We start from the raw sequence: 20,171 nt of genomic DNA on the forward strand, positions 1-20,171 counted from the left end.
AACAATCTGACCAAGCACCAGAAAAATCTGGCAAAAAACAACAACCCACCCCTAAACGGGAAAAAGAGGCAGGCCAAAAAAACAACAAACAAAAACCACCAAACACACTATTGAGTTCTCAAACAACGCACCCGGTTCGCGGGCAACCCTGCCAGCTTACTTCACTCTGGTCTGGGATGTCAACCGCGTTCTTCCTGACCTTTCGGCCGGGCGCCTCGCGGTATGGCACTAGCTTACGCACAGCTTCCGCAGAAGCCAAAATCTGCTGGCCAGAAGGCCAACGGCGGGCATATCGCCGTCCCTACGGCCCGATTTCGGGCTAGGCGACGCGCTCGATCTCGGCGCCCAGGCTCTTCAGGTTCTCGACGAACAGCGGGTAGCCGCGATCGATGTGGAACACGTCGTGCACCTCGGTGTCGCCGTCGGCCACGAGGCCGGCGAGCACCAGACCCGCACCGGCACGGATGTCCGACGACCACACGGGGGCGCTGGACAGCTGCGGGATCCCCCGCACCACCGCATGGTGACCATCGGTCCGGGCGTCGGCACCGAGTCGGATCATCTCCTCGACGAACCGGAAGCGGGCCTCGAACACGTTCTCGGTGATCATCGAAGTGCCGTCGGCGACCGACGCCAAGCCGATCGCCATCGGCTGCAGGTCGGTCGGAAAGCCGGGGAACGGTAGCGTGGCGACGTTCACAGCCTTGGGTCGCTCGTACTGCACCACCCGGAAACCGTTGTCGTGCTGGGTGACGGTGGCGCCCGCGTCGTGCAGCTTGTGCAGCACCAACTGCATGTGCTGCGGATCGACCCCGGTGACCGAGATGTCGCCCCGCGTCATCGCTGCGGCGATCCCCCACGTGGCGGCGACGATCCGGTCGCCGATCACGCGGTGTTCGGTCGGGTACAGCCGGTCCACCCCGGTGATCGTCATGGTCGACGACCCGGCCCCCGTGATCTGGGCGCCCATCTGGTTGAGCATCGTGCAGAGATCCACGACATCGGGTTCGCGGGCCGCGTTGTGGATCGTCGTGACACCGTGGGCCAGCACCGCGGCCATCAGGATGTTCTCGGTCGCGCCCACCGACGGGAACTCGAGCTGGATCTCCGCGCCGTGCAGCTCGTCGGCCTCGGCCACCACACAACCGTGCTCGATGTTGCAGCGGGCGCCCAGTTGGCGCAGGCCGGCCTGGTGCATGTCCAGCGGCCGCGATCCGATGGCGTCGCCCCCGGGTAATGCGACCCGCGCCCGTTTGCATCGACCGACCAGCGGACCCAGTACGCACACCGACGCCCGGAACTGCCGCACCGCGGCGAAGTCCGCGTCGTACTTCGGTTCGTCGGGTGACGTGATCCGCACGACGTCGCCGTCGAGTTCGACCGTGGCACCCAGTCCACGCAGCACCTCGGCCATCAGCGGCACATCGAGAATGTCCGGGCAATTGGTGATCGTGCTCGTCCCCTCGGCGAGCAGCGCCGCGGCCATGAGTTTGAGCACACTGTTCTTCGCCCCGCCGACTGCGACTTCGCCTGATAACCGGTTGCCGCCGGTCACCACGAAACGCTCGCTCACGCGGGCCAGTCTAGACAGCGGCCCATCGCCATGTCAGTTTCGCCGACCCTGGCCGGCACGTCCGCGACGAGTACCTTTTCACCATGGCAGTGCATCTGACGCGCATCTACACCCGCACCGGCGACGACGGGACCACCGGGCTGAGCGACTTCAGCCGGGTCTCGAAGAACGATCCGCGGCTGGTCGCCTATGCCGACTGCGATGAGGCCAACGCCGCCATCGGCGTCGCCGTCGCCCTCGGCGATCCACCCGAGCCCCTGCTGCGCGTGCTGCGCCAGATTCAGAACGATTTGTTCGACGCGGGCGCCGACCTCTCGACGCCGGTGGTCGAGAACCCGGAGCATCCGCCGCTGCGCATCGCGCAGAGCTACATCGACCGACTCGAGGGCTGGTGCGACGAGTTCAACGAACCGCTGCCGGCGCTGAACTCCTTCGTTCTGCCGGGCGGTACTCCGCTGTCAGCGCTGTTGCACGTGGCGCGCACGGTCGCCCGGCGCGCGGAACGATCGGCCTGGGAAGCTGTCGCCGCCCATGGCGACGCGGTCAGCGTGCTGCCGGCCAAGTACCTCAACCGGCTCTCGGACCTGCTGTTCATCCTGTCGCGGGTGGCCAACCCGGATGGCGACGTGCTCTGGCAGCCGGGCGGGGCTCAGTAACTGCGGCGGCGGGCGCGCGGTGACGGCCGGGATTCCAGCCACGACAGGAACGCCGTCAACGCGCCCCGGTCCAACGCGATCTCATACCCGCGGCGCCGCTCGGGACTGGTGTCGCGCAGTTCGAGCACCACGATCTCGTCGGTCATGATGTCGAATTCGTCGCCACGGGGTGCGCGCCGCGACACGATCTCCAGACCCCGCCGCGACAACCGCCGATCGGGCCACCACCGCAGACTCGACAGCCGGTAGAACCCCGCTTCCCCACCGCGGTATCGCATCACTCCGTGGCGCCACCCGTGGCCTCCGATGGCGGGCACGTCGCGCAGGATCGCCGCGGTGCCGCCGACCTGCCGGAGTTTCCACAGCCGGTAGCACAGCACCGCGACGACAAGCAGCAAGACACCGATGAGCGCGACCATGAACCACATGGGCGCGCTCATCGGAATATCCCGTCGTTCCGGACGACCAGACGCAAGGCCCCGCTAGTCGATCTGCCCCAGCGCGCGCAGCCGCGCGCGCCCCTTGGCGGCCGTATCCGGGTCGTCCGACTCCGAATCGCTGCGTGCCTGGTCGGCGTTGATCTCCGACTCCAGCGCCGCGGACTCGGCGAGGATGATCACGCCGGACTCGGTCACCGACATGAACCCACCGTCGACCGCGATGCGGAGATCGTCCTCGCCCTCCCGCTCCACGCGCACCATGGCGTCGTCGACGAGCTGGGCCACCAGCGGGATGTGCCGCGGCAGGATCCCGATCTCACCGGCGGTGGTGCGGGTGAACACGAAGCTGGCCTTACCCGACCAGATCTCGCGTTCGACGGCGACGATCTCGACGTCCAACTCAGCCACGCCACACCACCTTTCGCGCGAGTACCAGTCCGGCGATCACAGCTTGGCGCCGAGGCTCTCGGCCTTCTTAGCCAGGTCGTCCAGGCCGCCGATCAGGAAGAACGCCTGCTCGGGCAGGTGGTCGAACTCGCCCTTGGTGAGCTTGTCGAAGGCCTCGATGGTCTCCTTGAGCGGCACGGTCGAACCCGGCTGACCGGTGAACTGCTCGGCGGCCATCATGTTCTGGCTCAGGAAGCGCTCGATCCGGCGAGCCCGGTTCACCAGCTGCTTGTCCTCTTCGGACAGCTCGTCGATACCGAGGATCGCGATGATGTCCTGGAGGTCCTTGTAGCGCTGCAGGATCCGGATGACTTCCTGGGCGACGCGGTAGTGCTCGTCGCCCACGACGCCCGGGTCCAGGATGGTCGAGCTCGACGCCAGCGGGTCCACCGCCGGGAAGATGCCCTTGGAGAACACCGAACGGCTGAGCTCCGTGGTCGCGTCGAGGTGCGCGAACGTGGTGGCCGGGGCCGGGTCGGTGTAGTCGTCGGCGGGCACGTACACGGCCTGCATCGAGGTGATGGACCGGCCGCGGGTCGAGGTGATGCGCTCCTGGAGCTCACCCATCTCGTCGGCCAGGGTCGGCTGGTAACCCACCGCGGACGGCATACGGCCGAGCAGCGTGGACACCTCGGAACCGGCCTGCGTGAACCGGAAGATGTTGTCGATGAACAGCAGCACGTCCTGGCCCTGCTCATCGCGGAAGAACTCCGCCATGGTCAGCGCCGACAGGGCGACGCGCATACGCGTGCCGGGCGGCTCATCCATCTGACCGAACACCAGCGCGGTGTCCTTGAGCACGTTGGCGTCGCCCAGCTCGACCCACAGGTCGTTGCCCTCACGGGTGCGCTCACCGACGCCGGCGAACACCGAGGTACCGCCGAAGTTGCGGGCGATACGGTTGATCATCTCCTGGATGAGCACCGTCTTGCCCACGCCGGCGCCGCCGAACAGCGCGATCTTGCCGCCACGCACGTACGGGGTCAGCAGGTCGACGACCTTGAGGCCGGTCTCGAGCATCTCGGTGCGGGGCTCGAGCTCGTCGAAGGCCGGCGGCTTGCGGTGGATGGACCACTTCTCGAAGTCCTTGCCGTAGCCGGGATCGTCGAGGCAGTCGCCGAGTGCGTTGAACACGTGGCCCTTGACGCCGTCGCCGACCGGCACCGAGATCGAGGCGCCCGTGTCGGTGACGTCCACGCCGCGGACCAGGCCGTCGGTCGGCTGCAGCGAGATGCACCGCACCAGGTTGTCGCCCAGGTGCTGGGCGACCTCGAGGGTCAGGGTCTTGGCGAGGTCCTTGTAGCCGATCTCCGCGTGCAGCGCGTTGAACAGCTCCGGCAGGTGGCCGCGCGGGAACTCGACGTCGACGACCGGGCCGGTGACGCGGACGACGCGGCCGGCGGTGTCGGTGCTGGTCTCAGTTTCAGCAGTAGCAGTCATGTCTTTTCTTCGCTTCCTACGGCGTTACTTCTATTTGGCGGCGTCCGCGAGCGCGTTGGCGCCACCGACGATTTCGCTGATTTCCTGCGTGATCTGAGACTGCCGTTCGCGGTTGGCCATCAGCGTCAGATCCTTGATGAGGTCGTCGGCGTTGTCCGACGCCGACTTCATCGCGCGCCGGCGCGAAGCCGACTCCGAAGCCGCCGCCTCGAGCAGCGCGGCGAAGATGCGCGTCGAGATGTACCGCGGCAGCAGCGCGTCGAACAGCGTCTCCGCGCTGGGCTCGAACGAGAACAGCGTGTGCGGGGCGTTGTCCTCCTCCTCGCTGTACTCCACGACCATCGGCGCGATCCGCCGGGCGATCGCGGTCTGCGACAGCATCGACCGGAACTCGGTGAACACGATGTGCAGTTCGTCGAGGCCGAGGATGCCGTCCGCGCCCGCGTCGTCGCCGTCGTCGTCGACCCCCGCCATGAACGCGTCGACCAGCGTGGAGCCGATCTCCTGGGCGTTCTCGTACTCGGGCCGCTCGGAGAAGCCGGTCCACGATTCGACGACGTCCCAGTTGCGGAAGCTGTAGTACCCGAGTGCCTTACGCCCGACGACGTAGAGAACCGGCTCCTTGCCCTCTTCGCGCAGCAGCGAGAACAGCTCCTCCGACCGGCGGAACACGTTGGCGTTGTACGCACCGGCCAGCCCGCGGTCCGAGGACACCACCAGCACGCCGGCCCGCTTCGGCCGCTCGCGCTCGACCAGCAGCGGATGATCCAGCGCACTGGCGCTGGCCAACTCGGTCAGCATGTTGGTGATCTCGCGGTCATAGGGCCGAGCCGCCTCGACTCGGGCCTGTGCCTTCGCGATGCGCGACGTCGCGATCAGCTCCTGGGCCTTGGTGATCTTCTTGATCGACCCGGCGGAGCGGATGCGGCCGCGCAGTTCGCGCAGTGTGGCAGCCATAGGTTCGTCGGCCTTACTTCTTCTTCGGGGCGGGCTTGCGGACCTTCACCGATTCCTTCTCGAGGTCCTCGTCGGACATCGCGTCGACGTGCTCGTCGGCCACGACGGACTCACCGCTGGTGCTCGAGAAGCCCTTCTTGAACTCGTTGACGGCGTCGGCCAGCTTGTCGGCCGTCTCGTCGGAGAGCTTCTTGGACTCGCGGATGTCGTCGAGCAGTTCGCTCTTCGCCGACCGCACGTGCTCGACGAACTCCTGCTCGAAACGCTGCACGTCCTCGACGGGCACCGAGTCGAGGTGACCCTTGGTGCCGAGGAAGATCGCGACGACCTGCTCCTCGACCGGCATCGGGCTGTTCTGCGGCTGCTTGAGCAGCTCCACCAGCCGGGCGCCGCGGTCGAGCTGCGCCTTCGAGGTCTCGTCCAGATCGGAGGCGAACGCCGCGAACGACTCGAGCTCGCGGTACTGCGACAGATCCAGGCGGAGCGAGCCCGCCACCTCTTTCATTGCCTTGATCTGCGCGGCGCCACCGACGCGCGACACCGACACACCGACGTTGATGGCCGGGCGCACACCCTGGTTGAACAGGTCGGTCTCCAGGAAGCACTGGCCGTCGGTGATCGAGATGACGTTGGTCGGGATGTAGGCCGAGATGTCGTTGGCCTTGGTCTCGATGATCGGCAGGCCGGTCAGCGAGCCACCGCCGAGTTCGTCGGACAGCTTCGCGCAGCGCTCCAGCAGACGCGAGTGCAGGTAGAACACGTCACCGGGGTAGGCCTCGCGGCCCGGCGGGCGACGCAGCAGCAGCGAGATCGCGCGGTACGCCTCGGCCTGCTTGGTCAGGTCGTCGAAGACGATCAGGACGTGCTTGCCGTCGTACATCCAGTGCTGGGCGATCGTGGAACCCGTGTAGGGCGCCAGCCACTTGAAGCCGGCCGAATCCGAGGCGGGCGCCGCGACGATGGTGGTGTAGTCCATCGCGCCACCCTCTTCGAGGGTGCGGCGAACGCTGGCGATCGTGGTGCCCTTCTGGCCGATCGCGACGTACACGCAGCGGACCTGCTGCTTGGGGTCGCCGGTCTCCCAGTTCTTGCGCTGGTTGAGGATCGTGTCGACGCAGACCGCGGTCTTGCCGGTCTTGCGGTCGCCGATGATCAGCTGGCGCTGACCGCGGCCGATCGGGGTCTGGCTGTCGATGGCCTTGATGCCGGTCTGCAGCGGCTCGCCGACACCCTGCCGCTGCACCACCGAGGGCGCCTGCAGCTCGAGCGCGCGACGCTCGGTGGTCTCGATCTCGCCGCGGCCGTCGATCGGCTGGCCCAGCGGGTTGACGACCCGGCCCAGGAAGCCGTCGCCGACCGGCACCGAGAGGACGTCGCCGGTGCGCTTGACCTGCTGGCCCTCTTCGATCTTCTCGAAGTCACCGAGGATCACCGCGCCGATGCTGTGCTCGTCGAGGTTGAGCGCCACACCGAGCACGCCACCGGGGAACTCGAGGAGCTCCTGGGTCATGACCGAGGGCAGGCCCTCGACGTGCGCGATACCGTCACCGGCGTCGACGACGGTGCCGATTTCCTCGCGCTCGGTGTCGGTGGCGAAGTTGGCGACGTAGTCCTCGATCGCGCCTTGGATGTCAGCAGCCGAGATAGTCAACTCTGCCATGGCTTTTCGCTTCCTGCCTTTGTGTTCGGGTCGGGTTGGGGTCTGTGGGTTCGCCGGTCAGTCCGGCAGCCGGGTCTCGGCCGATTCCAGGCGCGACGACAGCGAGCCGTCGATGACCTCGTCGCCGACGGCGATGGTCAGTCCGCCCAGGATCTCCGGGTTGATGTGCAGCTGCACCGACACCGGATGGCTGTAGATGCGGCTGAGTACCTCGGTGAGACGGCCGCGCTGCGCGTCGCTCAGGCCGGCCGCGGCAGTCACGTGGGCGACCACCTCACCGCGCCGGGCCACGGCCAGGCCGGCCAGGTCGCGGACCATCTCGTCGACGCGCTCACCGCGCACCAGCTCGATCGCCTGCGCCAGCAGCGCCTTGGTGGTGTCGTTGGCCTGCCCTTCGAGCACGTTGTCCAGCAGTCGGATCCGACCCTCGGCAGGCGTGGTGTAGTCGCTGAGCAGCGAGCTCAGCTGCGATTCGCCGTCGAGGATCCGGCTGAACCGGAACAACTGGTCCTCGACCTCGGCGGTCTCGTCGTTGCGCTCGGCGCGCACCAGCAGTGCCAGCCGGGCCACGTGCTGGATCACGAAGATCAGGTCCGGCTCGCTCGACCACCGCTGCCCCACCGCGGTCTTGACGGTCTCCAGCGAGGTATCGGAGACCTTGCCGGACAGCAGCGCCTCGGCGATGTTGACCCGACCCTCGGAGTTCTCGCTCGGCTCGGCCAGATGTTTGGTGAGTCCGGCCTCCTTGGTCAGCAGCTTCGCAACCGCGACGAGATCGTCGGCGACGGTGGTCAATCCGCCCGCGTCGACGCCCTGGGTCAGTTCGTCGAACCGGGCGACCACGGTCTGCAGCGAGTCGCGGCTGGTGGCTCGCAGCCGGGCCCCGACCGGATCGTCGAGGACGGCTTCCGACGGCGCCATCGCATCGAGCTCGTCGAGGAACCGGTCCACCGTGGCCGCCTGACGCTCGTCGTCGGAGACGTGGTCACGCACGAGTTCCCGTGCGCGGTTGACCGATTCGGTGCCGAGGTGCCCGCGCAGCTCGCGGATGAGCTGCTGACGCAGCAGCTGCACCTGCGCGGCACCCTGCACCTTGATGCGCTCCACCTCGGCGTCGGCCTGCTCCCGCAGCTGCGCGGAGATCTTCTCCGCGTCGGCGCGGGCCTCCTCCACCACGCGGGCGGCGTCGGCCTTGGCCTCCTCGACCGCCTTGGCGTGCTGCTGGTCGGCCTGGGCCACCTTGTTGGCGGCGGTGGCGCTTTCCTCGAGCTGCCGGCGCACCGTGTCCTGCTGCGTCTGCATCATCCGCCGCACCGGCGGTACGACGTAGCGCACCACCAGGAAGACGATGACCGCGAACCCGATGAGCTGACCGATGAATGTCGACATGCCTACCGTCCCTGGCTCGTTGTCGAGGCCGTCCGCCCCGCGGTCACGTCGACGCCCAGGACACGGCTGGCCAGCGCGGCCGAGAGCGTGTCGACCGACGACTGCAGCTCATCCGCGGTCCGCCGGCCCTGCTGGGACAGCTCCTCGTTGGCCTGCTGCAGCGTCGACGCCGCCTCCGCGCTCGCGCGCGACCGCATGTCCTCGAGGATCTGACGTCCTTCGCCGCGGGCCTCGTCCCGGATGGCCGAGGCTTCACGACGCGCCTCGGCCATCACCTTCTGGGAGTCCGCCTGCGCCGCGGAGAACAGCTCGGCCGACTTGCGGTTGTCCTCAACCGTCTTGGTGACCATCGCTTCTCGTTCGTGCAGCACCTTGCTGATCGGAGGCACCACGAACTTGGCGATGACGCCCAGCACGATCAGGAAGATGAGCAGCACGAAGAAGAACGTGCCGTTCGGGATGAGGAAGTTACCGCCCCCGCCCTCTTCCGCGGCCAGGATGGTCGTGCTCAGGTCACCCATGACTGAAGATTCCAAACCGTCTTACGCAACCGGGGTGGCGAAGACGAACAGCGCCATGAACGCCAGGTTGATGAAGTAGGCGGCCTCGACCAGACCGACCGTGATGAAGAACGGGGTGAACAGGCGACCCTGGGCCTCCGGCTGGCGGGCGATGCCGGCGATCAGCGCGTTACCGGCGATACCGTCGCCGATACCCGCACCGATGGCGCCACCGGCCATGATGAGTCCACCGCCGATGAGCGCGCCGGCAGCAATAGTGGGATCCATTCCATTCCTCCTTGGTAACTGGTAGCGGACTACCAGGACGTGGGTCGAGCAGTTGGTTTCGGTTGGCGTGCGGGTCAGTCGTGGTGCTCGTCGAGCTCCATCGACTGACTGAAGTACAGGATGGTCAGCAGCGCGAAGATGAACGCCTGGATCGCGCCGACGAACAGGTCGAAGCTCTTCCAGATCGCGTTCGGCGCCCACATGATCCACGGCGGGAACAGCGCGATCAGGGCGACCAGGATGCCGCCGGCGAAGATGTTGCCGAAGAGTCGCAGGGACAGCGAGATCGGCTTGGCCAGCTCCTCGACCAGGTTGATCGGCGCCAGCAGCGCGACGTGGCCCTTGAGCAGCTTGACCGGGTGGCCGAGGATGCCGCGGCGCCAGAAGCCCGCCGCGTGGTAGGCGATGAACACGAACAGCGCCAGCGCCAGCACGAAGTTGATGTCGGACGCGGCCGGCTTGAGCACCTCATGGATGCCGGTCTCGTCGGAGTACTGCCACGGGAACACCGACAGCCAGTTGGCGATCAGGATGAACGCGAACAGCGTGACGGCCAGCGGCAGGACGAAGCCCGCGACCTTCATGCCGATCGCGCTCTCGATCTGGTTGCGCATCTGGACGGTCAGCGCCTCCCAGAACAGCTGCACCCCGTTGGGCACACCGGTCGAGGTGACCTTGGCGCGCAGGAAGAAAGCCAGCCCCAGCACGATCGCGGCCGCGATCGCGGTGGACAGGATCGTGTCGGTGTTGACGGTCAGCCCGAACCAGTTGGCCGTGGTGTGGGTGCCGACGTGAATCCCGCTCTCGGCGGCCAGGATTGTTTCCGTCATGGCTGGGGAGTCTCTCCTTCGAGTCCAACGCCGTCTTGTGCGCGGAGCTTCTTCAGCACCGGCAGGGTCGTCGACGCCACCAGGATCACCTGGAACAGCGCCATACCGAACACCACACCGAGTCCCTGCGGCTTGAAGATGTACGCGATGGTCAAGCCGATCACGGTCATGATCAGCAGTCGGGTGGCCGAGTTCATGGCCATGTTGCGCTTGAGTGGGTGGTCCTTGGCGGTGATCTTCTCGACCGACCGCTGGATCATCACCGCATTGAGCAGACCGAGTCCGAGCCCGATCGCGAAGAAGACGCCTACCATCGGAACCCCGAGCAGCGCGGCGGCCAGCGTCGCCAGCCCGGCCAGCACAGCGCAGATGATGAGCAGGCGGACAGGCCTGAACGCGACTGCGGGCAACACCAACGGCGCGTCCTGCGCTGGCGTCGTCACTGCTTCACCTCGTTTTCGCGGTTTGTCTGAGAAGTTGTCCCGATGTTCCTGTGAGCGACCTGCCGAGCGTATCGGAGGGCGACTGGCACGTTGGAATCACCCAAGGGGCAGCTCCCTTTGTCGGTCTAGAGCGGCGCCGAACGGTGTCGAACCGCCGGGCCGGTGGCCGGCAACCCGCGAGGTTTCTTCGGGTTTCAGCGTTAACGTACCACATGGTAGGCAGCCCTAAACGGGGCCTACTACTTTTCGTCGTACACGGTCTCAGCGGCGGTTTCCCGGCGTCGCATGAGCGGAACCAGCGTCACCACGATGGCGACCGCGATGGCCCCGAGCATCACCGCGCCGGAGTGGCGCGGATCGAAGAAGATCGTGCTCGCGGCGCCGAGGGCGATGATGCCGACCCACAGGTAGATCAGCAGCACCACGCGCCGGTGCGAATGGCCGATCTCCAGCAAGCGGTGGTGCAGGTGCATCTTGTCCGGGCTGAACGGGCTGAGCCCGGCGCGGGTGCGGCGGATGATGGCCAGCAGCATGTCCAGCGCAGGCACCAGCATCACGGCGACCACCAGCAGGAACGGCGACAGGAGCGCGAAGACGTCGCGTGCGCCGTAGGCGGTCTGCGAGATGGGGCCCGCCGCGGTGGTCGAGGCCGCGGCGAGCATCAGGCCGATCAGCATCGAGCCGGAGTCACCCATGAAGATCCGGGCCTTGTGGAAATTGTGCGGGAGGAAGCCCAGACAGGCCCCCGCCAGCACCACCGAGATCACCGCCGGCGGGTAGAACAGCACGTCGCCGCCGTGGTCGCGGAGCAGTCCTACCGAGAAGATGCAGATCGCCGAGGCGGTGATCAGCCCCAGCCCGGCGGCCAGCCCGTCGAGCCCGTCGACGAAGTTCATCGCGTTGACGATCGCGACGGTCAACGCGAGCGTGAGCAGGATCGACGCGACCTGGTCGAGCACGATGGTGCCCACCCCGCCGATCGGGATGTAGAGCACGCTCCACGCGACGCCCATCGTGACCATCACGCTCGCGGCGGTCAGCTGTCCGGCGAACTTGGTCAGCGCGTCGAGGCCCCACCGGTCGTCGATCAGACCGATCGCCATGATCAGACCGCCGGCGACGACCACCGCGGGCATCCCGGTCGAGTACACGAATCCACGGGTGAGCGCGGGCAGCTGGGAGGCCAGCAGCACGGCGGCCGCGACGCCGACGTACATCGCCAGGCCGCCCATGCGCGGGGTGGGTTGCACGTGCACGTCGCGTTCTCGCGGATAGGCCACCGCGCCGAGCCGGGTGGCCAGCACCCGCACCCAGCCGGTGGCGAAGTAGGTGATGATCGCGGCGGTGAGGCCGACCAGCGCGAGTTCGCGGAGCGGCACGCCCGCACCGCGATCGGAGAGCGCCAGGACCTCCATCACGGCGCCACCGTACTGCACCGCGGCGGGCTCACTCGGTGAGCAGGCTCTCGGTGTTCACCCCGAGCACCTCGGCCACCGCGTCGACGCTGACCGGACCCGACCGCAGCACGCGCGGGTGCGCACCGGTGAGATCGACGATCGTGGAGGCCGCGCGCTGTTCGGAGGGGCCGGCGTCGAGGTAGACGTCGACGAGGTCGCCGAGTTGATCGCGGGCGTCGGCGGCGGTGGTCGCGGCGGGCCGGCCGGAGATGTTGGCGCTCGAGACGGCCATGGGCCCGACCTCGCGCAGCAGCTCGATCGCCACCGGGTGCAGCGGCATCCGCAGCATCACGGTGCCGTGCGCGTCACCGAGGTCCCACTGCAGCGACGGCGCCTGGCGCACGACGAGGCTGAGCGCGCCCGGCCAGAACGCGCGGATCAGCTCCCGCGCGGCGTTGGGCACGGTGTAGACCAGGCCCTCGATGGTGTGCCACGACCCGACGAGCACCGGAACGGGCATATCGCGACCCCTCCCCTTGGCGGCCAGCAGCGCGGCGACCGCGGTGCTGTCGAACGCGTCCGCGCCGATGCCGTACACGGTGTCGGTCGGCAGCACCACCAGCCGCCCCTGCTTGAGGGTCTCCACCGCGTTGGCGAGCCCGGCGGCGCGTTGTTCGGCGTCGCTGCAGTCGTACAGATCGGTCATGCGTCCTCCGTGTCACGCGTGGCGGTCACGAACCGCGGCCGGCCGGTCAGGTCCCGGTGCGGGGTCACATCGTCGAACGGGCCGCCGGCAAAAGCCGCGACGGTCTGCGCCGAGGTGGTGTCGTCGTGTTCGACCGCGCAGCGACCGCCGGGCCGTAGCCACCGGTGCGCCAGCGCGACGATGCCGTGGATCACCGCCATGCCGTCCGGGCCGCCGAACAGCGCATGGTCGGGGTCGTGGGCGGCCACCTCGGGATCGAGCACCGCCCCGGCGGGGATGTACGGCGGGTTCGCGACGATCAGGTCCACCGTGCCGTCGAGATCGGGCCGCAGACCCGCGGCGGTGACGTCCGCGGCCACCAGTTCGACGCCGGTGCCGGCCAGGTTGCGGCGCGCGTAGTCCAGGGCGGAGTCGGAGTCGTCGACGGCGATCACCCGCGCCGAGGGGCGGGCCGTGGCCAGCGCGAGCGCCAGCGCGCCGGATCCGGTACACAGGTCGACGATGACCGCGTCAGGTGAGAGATGTTGCCCCAGCGCCCATTCCAGCATCGCCTCGGTCTCGGGGCGGGGGATGAACACGCCTGGGCCGACGGCGACCTCCACCGGGCCGAACGCCGCGGTGCCGGTGAGGTGCTGCAGCGGCACCCGCCGCGCGCGCCTGCCGATCAGATCCTCGAAGGTGGCCGGGAAGTCGGCGGGGAGCTCGGCGAACGGAAGCCGGCCGCGGTCGGTGCCCGCGGCGTGCGCGGCGAGCAGTTCGGCGTCGACGCGGGCCGACTCGATGCCAGCGGCGGCCAGGACGGCCGCGGCGTCGGCGATCGCCTGACGCAGCGGGACCACCGGCGCGCGGCCGAGGCGGGTCATGATGCCTGCAGCCGGGCCTGCTTGTCGGCGTCGGCGAGCGCGTCGAACAGCGCGTCGAGGTCACCGTCGAGCACCTGGTCGAGGTTGTGCGCCTTGAAGTTGATGCGGTGGTCGGCGATCCGGTTCTCGGGGAAGTTGTACGTCCGGATCCGCTCGCTGCGGTCGACGGTGCGGATCTGGCTGGCCCGGTCCGCCGACGCGTCGGCCTGCGCCTGCTCCTCGGCGATGGCCTGCAGCCGGGCGGCGAGCACCTGCATGGCGCGCGCCTTGTTCTGCAGCTGCGAGCGCTCGTTCTGGCAGGTGACGACGATACCGGTGGGCAGGTGAGTGAGCCGGACCGCGGAATCCGTCGTGTTCACGCCCTGCCCGCCTTTTCCGGAGGACCGGTAGACGTCGATACGCAGATCCGATTCGTCGATCTGGACCTGCTCGACCTCTTCGGGCTCCGGGTAGACCAGGACACCGGCGGCCGACGTGTGCACCCGGCCCTGCGATTCGGTGACCGGCACCCGCTGCACCCGGTGCACGCCGCCCTCGAACTTCAGCCGTGACCACACGCCGTCGGGGGAATCGCCCTTGCTGCGGATCGACAGCGTCGCGTCCTTGTAGCCGCCGAGATCGGAGCTGGTCTCGTCGAGCATCGTGACGGTCCAGCCGTGCCGTTCGGCGTAGCGGGTGTACATCCGCGCCAGGTCGGCGGCGAACAGCGCCGATTCCTCGCCGCCCTCCCCCGACTTGACCTCGAGCACGATGTCGTCGGCGTCGTGCGGATCCCGCGGCGCGAGCAGATCCGAGAGGTGGGCGTCCAGGCGCGCCACCGTCGCCTCGAGCTCGGGCACCTCCGCGGCGAACGAATCGTCGTCGGCGGCGAGCTCCCGCGCGGCCTCCAGATCGCCGCGGGCGGCCTCGAGCTTGCGGTAGGTGCCGACGATCGGCGCGAGCTGCGCGAACCGCCGCCCCACCTTGCGGGCGCGGCCCGCGTCGGCGTGCAGCTCGGGATCGGCGAGCTGACGCTCCAGGTCGGCGTGCTCGGCGAGCAGCGTGTCGATGGGCGCGCTCATCGCGGCCTCCTTCCCGGAACGCAAACCGACGCCCGGCCTCTCGCGCGCGGCGACAGATCGGGCGTCGGGGTGGTGGTTACTTGTCGGCGCTCTTGGCGGCGTTGCGCTTGCCGTACCGCTTCTCGAAGCGCGCGACGCGGCCGCCGCTGTCGAGGATCTTCTGCTTGCCGGTGTAGAACGGGTGGCACTGCGAGCAGACCTCTACGACGATGGTGCCGCTCTTCTTGGTGCTGCGGGTGGTGAAGCTGTTGCCACAGCCGCACTGCACCGTGGTCTCGACGTAGTCAGGGTGAATACCCGTCTTCATTGGTGTCCTCTTCATTCGTTGGCCGCCGGGTCGCCCGTTGGGCGTGAACCGGAACCGAGGGTGTGACTAGCGGTCCATTATGCCAGGTCAACCGCCAACAGCCTAAACGCGCGGCAGGACGGTGCTATTCCGCCCGGACAGCGCCAGCACGATGTCGCGGATCGGCGCGGCGACGGTCTGCCCGCGGCCGACCGTGAAGTCCGCGTCGGTGGCCCGCAACCGGGTTCCGGCGAACCGCTTCCGGGCGTGGAAGGGGAAGCCCATCGTCCACAGCCGGTCGGCGGCGATCACCGCGGCGGCTGTCGGCATCGGCCGGTCGACGCCCAGCGGGACCGCGATGTCCTGCCCGTGCACCAGCGCGTCGGTGAGCGGATCCGCGACGGCGGTGCCCGGCGGTCGGCGCCGCACCCCGACCATCGCCCGCAGGGCGGCGACCACCTCCTCCGGCGGCCTGCGGTCCTCCCGCGCCACCCGCGACACCATCGCGTTGAAGCGGAATCCCGAACGCAGCGCCTCGGCTGCCATGCGGGGCCAGCCCAGCGTCGACTGCGTCAGGTGCACGGCGACGTCGCGCACCGTCCAGTCCGGGCACAGCGACGGGGTGGCCCACTGCTGCGGAGTCAGGCCGTCGAGGAAGTCGGCGAGGTCGGAGCGCTCGGCGTCGATGTGGGCCCAGATGTCGTCGTCACGCACCGCGCCTCCTAAGTAGTCAGGTTACCTGACCAAAGTAGTCAGGACGACGTACTAAAGTCAAGGGGTGCCCCCCGCCGAGCCGATCAGCACCGCCGCGCTCATGTTCATCGCCCACCGCGCCGCCGAGGCCCGGGTGTTCGAGGCGCTGCAGGCCGCCGGCTTCGACGATCTCACGCTGGCGCAGAGCCGCATCGGTCAGCGGCTGCGCCCGGACGGAATCCGGCTCACCGACCTGGCCGACCAGGCGCGGATCACCAAGCAGACCGCGGGTGCGCTGGTCGACGAGTTACAGCGCGCGGGGTACGTGGTGCGCCGACCCGATCCGGCCGACGCCCGGGCCCGGCTGGTGATGCTCAGCGCGCGGGGTGAGCGGCTGTGCGCGGCCGCCGCCGCCGAACTGGCCGCGGTCGAGGCCGAATGGTGCGCGCACCTGGGCGAGGAGGCGTTCACCCACCTGCGCGACGCCCTGTGCGCGCTCCGCGAGATCACCGACCCCTATCGCTGACCCTCGTAGGTCCGGTATCCCGCGCGGTCGCGCACCCACATCGACCGGCCGCGCGGTTCGGTACCCATCGCGACCAGTTCACGTTTGAGGATCTTGTTGGTCGCGGTCGTGGGCAGGTCCTCGGCGACCCACACGTACCGCGGCCAGCCCTTCGGCGACAGATCCCGCTGCTCGTCGAGGAACCGCTCGAACTCCTCCGGCGTCAGCTTCGCGTCGTCCTGCAGCACGACGGCCGCCATCACCTGATCGCCGACATGCTCGTCGGGCACCGGGTACACCGCCACCCGGTTGATCGCCGGCAGCCGCAGCAGAATCCGCTCGATCGGGGCGGCGGTCAGGTTCTCCCCGTCGACGCGCATCCAGTCGCCGGTGCGCCCGGCGAGGTAGATCCAGCCGTCGGCGTCGCGGTAGGCGAGGTCGCCGGACCAGTACATGCCGTGGCGCATGCGCTCGCCGGTCGCGCCGGGGTCGTTGTAGTAGCCGCGGAACAGCCCGCCGCCGTCGGTGTTGACCAGTTCTCCGACCGCGTCGGCGGTGTTCACCAGCGCGCCGGCGTCGTCGAACTCCGCCACGGCGCATTCGCGCACGGTCTCGGGGTCATAGATGGCCACACCGGGGAACCCCTTGCCGATCGACCCGGGCGGGCAGTCGTCGGGCCGCGTGATGATCACGGCCGTCTCGGTGGAGCCGAACCCGTCCCACACCGTGGCGCCGAACCGCCGCCCGAACGCCTCGATGTCGCGGTCGGCGGCTTCGTTGCCGAACGCGATGCGCAGCGGGTTGTCGTGATCGTCGGGCTTCTCGGGCGTCGCCAGGATGTAGGCGAGCGGCTTGCCCACGTAGTTCATGTACGTGACGCCGTAGCGACGGACGTCGGCCAGGAACCGTGAAGCCGAGAACGCCGCGGGCACCATCGTCGCGCCTGCCCCGACCGCCACGCTCCATCCCGCATAGACGGCGTTGGAGTGGAACAGCGGCATGGCCAGGTAGCAGACGTCGGCCTCGGTGAGCGAGAAGCGTTCGACCAGGGCGCTACCGGCGAACAGCACCATCGCGTGCGGCACCTGCACCGCCTTGGGTTCCCCACTGGTGCCGGAAGTGAAGATCATCATGAACGTGTCGTCGGCGGCCGCCTCGCGGTGCGGGGTCAGCACCGGCGCCACCGAGATGCGCTCGGCGTAGTCGGCGGTCGAGACGTCCCACACCGTCACCCCGGGCAGGTCGAGGCCGTCGAGCAGGTGCCGGTGTTCGGCGTTCACCAGCAGGGTCTGGCAGTCGACGCGGGCGATATCGCCGGCCAGCGCCGATCCGCGCCGGGTGGTGTTGACCCCGCACAGCACGTATCCGCCCAGCGCCGCGGCCGCCAGCGCGGTCAGCATCTCCGGCGTGTTGCCGAGGAGCACACCGACGTGCAGCGGGCGCTCCGGGTCGGCGGCGGAGATGACGGCCGCGGCCTGGCGGGACGCTTCCTCGAGGTGTGCGCGCCACGTCCACGTCTGGTCGCCGTGGCGGATCGCGACGGTGTCGGATCCGGCCCGCTCGCGCAGCAGTTGCTGCAGCGTCTCCGCCATGGGCAGCTCACCTCGTTCGTCAGTGAACAGAATGTCGGATCTGTCTACCATCTTTCGGCGTTCTTCCGGCGGTTTCTCCCGGCGTCTTCTCCCGGCACCACCGAACAGCGCGTCTGTTGGCAGAATGCATGAACCGCCGATCACCGCGCGGCGGATTGCACGAAGGAGGTCCGGGACCAGGTGACAGCCACCACGCCCACGCAGTCGGTGCGCGACCGCTTGATCGATGCGGCCGAAACGTGTCTGCGCGCCAAAGGCATTCGGGCGACGACGGTCTCAGAGGTCGCCGAGGTCGCCGGGGTCTCCCGGGGCTGGTTGTACCGGCACTTCCCCGACAAGGTCAGCCTGCTCGGCGCGGCCCTGGTCCGGCTCAACGACGCCTACTGGTCCGAGGCGCACACGATGCTCGAGCGCATCGAGGGTCTCGCCGAACAGATCGCGGCGGGCGTGCGGCACGGCCGGTCGGCCTACCACGATCCCGGTGCGCTGCTGATGCGGCTGCGGCTGCAGGAGCCCGAGGAGTTCGCCGCGTGTGCCGGCGCCGGGGTGCAGGGGCTGGTGCCCGATCTCGCCGACTTCTGGAGCCGCTACCTGGTGACCGCACGCGACCGCGGCGAGATCCACCCGGCCATCGACATCGCCGAAGCGTCGGAATGGGTTGCGCGTACGGTCATCTCACTCGCGACCGTGCCCGGCAACACGCTCGACCCGGACGATGAGGCGGCCCTGCTCACCCAGGTGCGGCGCTACGTGATGCCGGGGCTGGCGGCCGATCCGGCGACATGAGAACGGCGCGCGAGCAGACGCTGAGCGTCTGTTCGCGCGCCGAGATCGCGACGGTCAGTCGCTGTCCATGGATCCGGGTGCGGTCTTGGAGACCTGCACCAGGAACTCGTAGTTGTTCTTCGTCTTGCGCAGCTGGCTCATCAGCAGGTCGATGGCCTGGTGACTGTCGAGACCCGACAGGACCCGGCGCAGCTTGTGCACGATCGCGAACTCGTCCGGGGACAGCAGCAGTTCGTCCTTACGGGTGCCCGACGGGTTGACGTCGACGGCCGGGAACACCCGGCGCTCGGCGATCTTGCGGTCGAGCTTGAGTTCGGCGTTACCGGTGCCCTTGAACTCCTCGAAGATCACCGTGTCACCGGTCGAACCCGTCTCCACCATCGCGGTCGCGACGATGGTGAGCGAGCCGCCCTCCTCGATGTTGCGGGCCGCGCCGAGGAACCGCTTCGGCGGGTAGAGCGCGGTGGAGTCCACACCACCGGACAGGATGCGGCCCGACGCCGGAGAGGCGTTGTTGTAGGCGCGGCCGAGGCGGGTGATCGAGTCGAGCAGCACGACGACGTCGCGGCCCTGCTCGACCAGGCGCTTGGCGCGCTCGATGGCCAGCTCGGCCACCGAGGTGTGGTCGGACGGCGGCCGGTCGAAGGTCGAGGCGATGACCTCACCCTTGACCGAGCGCTGCATGTCGGTGACCTCTTCCGGACGCTCGTCGACGAGCACCACCATCAGGTGGCATTCCGGGTTGTTGCGGGTGATCGCGTTCGCGATGTCCTGCATGATCGTGGTCTTACCGGCCTTCGGCGGGGACACGATCAGCGCGCGCTGCCCCTTGCCGATCGGCATGATCAGGTCGATCACGCGGGTGGTCAGCTTGTCACCGGAGGTCTCCAGCCGCAGCCGCTGGTTCGGGTACAGCGGGGTCAGCTTGCCGAAGTCGGGACGCTTGCGGGCGTCCTCGACCGGGCCGCCGTTCACGGAGTCCAGGCGCACCAGCGGGTTGAACTTCTGGCGCGGGTTCTGGTTGCCGGAATCCCCCTCCTTGGGGACGCGCACGGCACCGGTGACCGCGTCGCCGCGGCGCAGCCCGTTCTTACGGACCATGTTCATCGACACGTACACGTCGTTCGGCCCGGGCAGGTAGCCGGAGGTACGGACGAACGCGTAGTTGTCGAGTACGTCGAGAATGCCGGCCACCGGCTGCACGACGTCGTCGTCGCGGAGTTCGGTGTCGCCACCGCCGCCGCCCTCGCCGCCGCGCTCACCGCGCCGCCTGCGGTCACGGAACCGGCGTCCGCGCCGGCCGCCGCGGCCATCGCCGTCGTCGTCGGCGCCGTCGCGGCTGTCGTTGTTGCGATCGCGGTCGTTGTTGCGGTTGTCCCGGTCACGGTTGTCGCGGTCGCGGTTGCGGTTGCCCTGCTCGGACTGGTCCGCGTCTGACTTGTTGTCCGACTTGCCATCCGACTGCTCCGGCCGGGACTTGTCGCGCGGCTGGTCGCCGCCCTGATCACGCTTGGGCTGATCACGCTTGGGCTGGTCGGCCTTCCGCGCGTCGGGCTGAGGCTCGTTCGCCGTCTCCGGCGCGGCGGTCTCGGCCCCGTCTGCCTTGTCCGCCTTATCGGTCTTGTCGGCCTTCGTCCGCTCGGGTTGGGCCGGCTCGGC

Annotated in this window: 22 protein-coding genes; 3 read left to right on the plus strand and 19 right to left on the minus strand. The window is 68.7% G+C overall.

The window, feature by feature from the left end; genetic code table 11:
• Nucleotides 1-319: 319 nt before the first annotated feature.
• The gene (gene murA, locus E4P42_RS25875) at nucleotides 320-1,573 is read right to left on the minus strand and encodes a UDP-N-acetylglucosamine 1-carboxyvinyltransferase (protein ID WP_135129470.1); all 1,254 of its coding nucleotides are present in this window, start codon (nucleotides 1,571-1,573) and stop codon (nucleotides 320-322) included.
• Between the two features lie 83 nt (nucleotides 1,574-1,656).
• Here murA and E4P42_RS25880 point away from each other — a divergent pair, with 83 nt between their 5' ends.
• Nucleotides 1,657-2,229 carry a cob(I)yrinic acid a,c-diamide adenosyltransferase gene (locus E4P42_RS25880; RefSeq protein ID WP_135129472.1) on the plus strand — a complete coding sequence of 191 codons (573 nt, stop codon included), beginning with the start codon at nucleotides 1,657-1,659 and terminating at the stop codon, nucleotides 2,227-2,229.
• Here the strand turns inward: E4P42_RS25880 and E4P42_RS25885 are convergent.
• From E4P42_RS25885 to E4P42_RS25960, 16 genes are all read right to left on the minus strand, one after another.
• Entirely contained in the window at nucleotides 2,223-2,669 is a 447-nt protein-coding gene (locus E4P42_RS25885) for a DUF2550 domain-containing protein (protein ID WP_167759637.1), read from the minus strand. The genes E4P42_RS25880 and E4P42_RS25885 overlap by 7 nt on opposite strands.
• A gap of 42 nt (nucleotides 2,670-2,711) precedes the next feature.
• A complete protein-coding gene (locus tag E4P42_RS25890; protein WP_135129474.1) occupies nucleotides 2,712-3,077 on the minus strand; it encodes a F0F1 ATP synthase subunit epsilon in 366 nt (121 codons plus the stop codon).
• A gap of 36 nt (nucleotides 3,078-3,113) precedes the next feature.
• The gene (gene atpD / locus E4P42_RS25895) at nucleotides 3,114-4,556 is read right to left on the minus strand and encodes a F0F1 ATP synthase subunit beta (protein ID WP_135129476.1); all 1,443 of its coding nucleotides are present in this window, start codon (nucleotides 4,554-4,556) and stop codon (nucleotides 3,114-3,116) included.
• Nucleotides 4,557-4,586: 30 nt separating this feature from the next.
• The gene (locus E4P42_RS25900) at nucleotides 4,587-5,513 is read right to left on the minus strand and encodes a F0F1 ATP synthase subunit gamma (RefSeq protein WP_135129478.1); all 927 of its coding nucleotides are present in this window, start codon (nucleotides 5,511-5,513) and stop codon (nucleotides 4,587-4,589) included.
• A gap of 13 nt (nucleotides 5,514-5,526) precedes the next feature.
• Nucleotides 5,527-7,173, minus strand: a complete 1,647-nt coding sequence (gene atpA, locus E4P42_RS25905; protein ID WP_135129480.1) for a F0F1 ATP synthase subunit alpha — start codon at nucleotides 7,171-7,173, stop codon at nucleotides 5,527-5,529.
• 57 nt (nucleotides 7,174-7,230) lie between these two features.
• Nucleotides 7,231-8,562: a F0F1 ATP synthase subunit B/delta gene (locus E4P42_RS25910; RefSeq protein WP_135129482.1), complete on the minus strand. Its 1,332-nt coding sequence runs from the start codon at nucleotides 8,560-8,562 to the stop codon at nucleotides 7,231-7,233.
• Nucleotides 8,563-8,564: 2 nt separating this feature from the next.
• Nucleotides 8,565-9,083: a F0F1 ATP synthase subunit B gene (locus E4P42_RS25915; protein WP_135129484.1), complete on the minus strand. Its 519-nt coding sequence runs from the start codon at nucleotides 9,081-9,083 to the stop codon at nucleotides 8,565-8,567.
• Nucleotides 9,084-9,104: 21 nt separating this feature from the next.
• Entirely contained in the window at nucleotides 9,105-9,350 is a 246-nt protein-coding gene (locus E4P42_RS25920; protein ID WP_011561261.1) for a F0F1 ATP synthase subunit C, read from the minus strand.
• A gap of 74 nt (nucleotides 9,351-9,424) precedes the next feature.
• A complete protein-coding gene (atpB, locus tag E4P42_RS25925; protein WP_135129486.1) occupies nucleotides 9,425-10,180 on the minus strand; it encodes a F0F1 ATP synthase subunit A in 756 nt (251 codons plus the stop codon).
• Nucleotides 10,177-10,623, minus strand: a complete 447-nt coding sequence (locus E4P42_RS25930; protein ID WP_135129488.1) for an ATP synthase subunit I — start codon at nucleotides 10,621-10,623, stop codon at nucleotides 10,177-10,179. The genes atpB and E4P42_RS25930 overlap by 4 nt, the downstream gene beginning before the upstream one ends.
• Before the next feature lie 239 nt (nucleotides 10,624-10,862).
• The gene (locus E4P42_RS25935; protein WP_135129508.1) at nucleotides 10,863-12,038 is read right to left on the minus strand and encodes a glycosyltransferase family 4 protein; all 1,176 of its coding nucleotides are present in this window, start codon (nucleotides 12,036-12,038) and stop codon (nucleotides 10,863-10,865) included.
• A gap of 31 nt (nucleotides 12,039-12,069) precedes the next feature.
• Nucleotides 12,070-12,726: an L-threonylcarbamoyladenylate synthase gene (locus tag E4P42_RS25940; protein ID WP_135129490.1), complete on the minus strand. Its 657-nt coding sequence runs from the start codon at nucleotides 12,724-12,726 to the stop codon at nucleotides 12,070-12,072.
• Nucleotides 12,723-13,589, minus strand: a complete 867-nt coding sequence (prmC, locus tag E4P42_RS25945) for a peptide chain release factor N(5)-glutamine methyltransferase (protein ID WP_135129492.1) — start codon at nucleotides 13,587-13,589, stop codon at nucleotides 12,723-12,725. Before prmC ends, E4P42_RS25940 begins: the two co-directional genes overlap by 4 nt.
• Nucleotides 13,586-14,650: a peptide chain release factor 1 gene (prfA, locus tag E4P42_RS25950; protein ID WP_135129494.1), complete on the minus strand. Its 1,065-nt coding sequence runs from the start codon at nucleotides 14,648-14,650 to the stop codon at nucleotides 13,586-13,588. The genes prmC and prfA overlap by 4 nt, the downstream gene beginning before the upstream one ends.
• A 76-nt stretch (nucleotides 14,651-14,726) precedes the next feature.
• Nucleotides 14,727-14,957 (minus strand): 50S ribosomal protein L31, encoded by a 231-nt coding sequence (gene rpmE, locus E4P42_RS25955; protein ID WP_135129496.1) that lies wholly within the window; start codon nucleotides 14,955-14,957, stop codon nucleotides 14,727-14,729.
• 102 nt (nucleotides 14,958-15,059) lie between these two features.
• Entirely contained in the window at nucleotides 15,060-15,650 is a 591-nt protein-coding gene (locus tag E4P42_RS25960) for a maleylpyruvate isomerase family mycothiol-dependent enzyme (protein ID WP_135129498.1), read from the minus strand.
• Nucleotides 15,651-15,750: 100 nt separating this feature from the next.
• Here E4P42_RS25960 and E4P42_RS25965 point away from each other — a divergent pair, with 100 nt between their 5' ends.
• Entirely contained in the window at nucleotides 15,751-16,155 is a 405-nt protein-coding gene (locus E4P42_RS25965) for a MarR family winged helix-turn-helix transcriptional regulator (protein ID WP_135129510.1), read from the plus strand.
• Here E4P42_RS25965 and fadD1 read toward each other — a convergent pair.
• On the minus strand, nucleotides 16,146-17,726 hold the full coding sequence (fadD1, locus tag E4P42_RS25970; RefSeq protein WP_135129500.1) for a fatty-acid--CoA ligase FadD1: 1,581 nt from the start codon (nucleotides 17,724-17,726) through the stop codon (nucleotides 16,146-16,148). The genes E4P42_RS25965 and fadD1 overlap by 10 nt on opposite strands.
• Before the next feature lie 180 nt (nucleotides 17,727-17,906).
• On the opposite strand from fadD1, the gene E4P42_RS25975 reads away from it, so the two are divergent.
• Nucleotides 17,907-18,512, plus strand: a complete 606-nt coding sequence (locus E4P42_RS25975; RefSeq protein WP_135129502.1) for a TetR/AcrR family transcriptional regulator — start codon at nucleotides 17,907-17,909, stop codon at nucleotides 18,510-18,512.
• Between the two features lie 54 nt (nucleotides 18,513-18,566).
• Here the strand turns inward: E4P42_RS25975 and rho are convergent.
• A partial coding sequence (gene rho, locus E4P42_RS25980) for a transcription termination factor Rho (protein WP_135129504.1) occupies nucleotides 18,567-20,171 on the minus strand: 1,605 nt, incomplete at its 5' end.

This window comes from Mycobacterium sp. PS03-16, from assembly GCF_004570325.1.
GTDB lineage: Bacteria > Actinomycetota > Actinomycetes > Mycobacteriales > Mycobacteriaceae > Mycobacterium.